General features: G+C 58.4%; 1 protein-coding gene. It reads right to left on the bottom strand.

Annotated elements, in window-relative coordinates; genetic code table 11:
• Positions 1–138: 138 nt before the first annotated feature.
• Positions 139–1,095: a cysteine synthase A gene (gene cysK, locus NW839_RS13595; RefSeq protein ID WP_011433569.1), complete on the bottom strand. Its 957-nt coding sequence runs from the start codon at positions 1,093–1,095 to the stop codon at positions 139–141.
• Positions 1,096–1,335: the final 240 nt, after the last annotated feature.

Below are 1,335 nucleotides of genomic sequence, written 5' to 3'. Positions count from 1 at the left end.
AAGGGACTTGAACCCTTACGCCTTGCGGCACTAGATCCTAAGTCTAGCGCGTCTGCCGTTCCGCCACGTCACTCTCACCCATGCTAGCTCGCCCTCTGGGCCAGGGCGACCTGTAGGGCAGCAGTCTCAGCATCATCGTCATCTCGAATCGGAATCCCGCTCCAAGTCGCGAAAAAGAGGTGTGCTCAGGTAGCGTTCCCCAAAACTAGGCTGGATCATTACAATCCGCTTGCCAGCGTTTTCCGGTCGCCGCCCCACCTGGATGGCTCCCGCCAAGGCAGCCCCAGTGGAAATGCCGGAGAGGATCCCTTCTTCTTTGGCCAGGCGCCGGCTGTAGACCATGCTCTCTTCATCTTCCACTGGGATCACCTCATCCAGCAGGTCGCGCCGCAGCACATCAGGCACGAATCCCGCTCCGATCCCTTCAATGCGATGAAAGCCGGGCCGTCCACCACTCAAGACGGCACTGGCCTTGGGTTCAACGGCCACCAGTCGAATGGCCGGGTTTTTCCCCTTCAAAAACTCGCCCGCCCCCGTGATGGTGCCGCCGGTACCTACCCCTGCCACCAGGATATCCACTTGACCATCGGTATCTTCCCAAATTTCCGGGCCGGTGGTTCTGGCATGGATCCGGGGGTTGGCGGGATTGGTGAACTGGCCCAACATGTAAGCGTTGGGAGTGCGGCGGACGATCTCTTCAGCCTTCCAGATGGCTTCCCCCATGCCGCCGGCGCTACTGGCCAGGTGCACCTCTGCTCCGTAGGCTTTCAACAGCAGTCGCCGCTCCAGGCTCATGCTCTCAGGCATGACGATGATGAGCCGGTAACCCTTGGCAGCAGCGGCCATGGCCAGGCCAATGCCGGTATTGCCAGAGGTGGGCTCCACCAAGATGGTCTTGCCGGGGGTGATCAAACCGGCCTGTTCGGCAGCCTCGATCATGCTGACGGCAATGCGGTCTTTCACCGAAGCGGCAGGGTTAAAGCTCTCCAACTTCACCACGATCTCGGCCAGACACCCTTCCGACTGAGGGATCCGATTCAACCGCACCAGCGGGGTGCGACCGATGAGCTGGGTGATGTTGGCGGCGATTTTCATGGCTAACAAAAAGGAAGAAACCATCGCGGCAGTGGGCCCTAGCCCTTAACTCCGGAGCAACCGAGGGCCTTACGCGAGGCTAACCCTTGAATAAGCTCCTTGGCGTGCCCCTTTCAAGATCTCACTGCCCTTGGCCCAGCATTAAGGGGATCCCTGCATTCCTTGAAGTTTTGAGAGCATGACTCTAGTCAATAATAAGCTCAACTATACTGAAAATAATGTATAATATGTTCAGTACGG

This window comes from Synechococcus sp. R5-15 (assembly GCF_047462035.1).
Taxonomy (GTDB): Bacteria; Cyanobacteriota; Cyanobacteriia; order Thermostichales; family Thermostichaceae; genus Thermostichus.
The sequence above is the reverse complement of the archived record's forward strand: the minus strand, read 5'-3'. Positions and strand labels throughout refer to the sequence as shown.

What these genes read in the sequence shown, in the direction of transcription:
- cysK (WP_011433569.1), bottom strand. Translation starts at nt 1,095, where the DNA reads ATGAAAATCGCCGCCAACATCACCCAGCTCATCGGTCGCACCCCGCTG.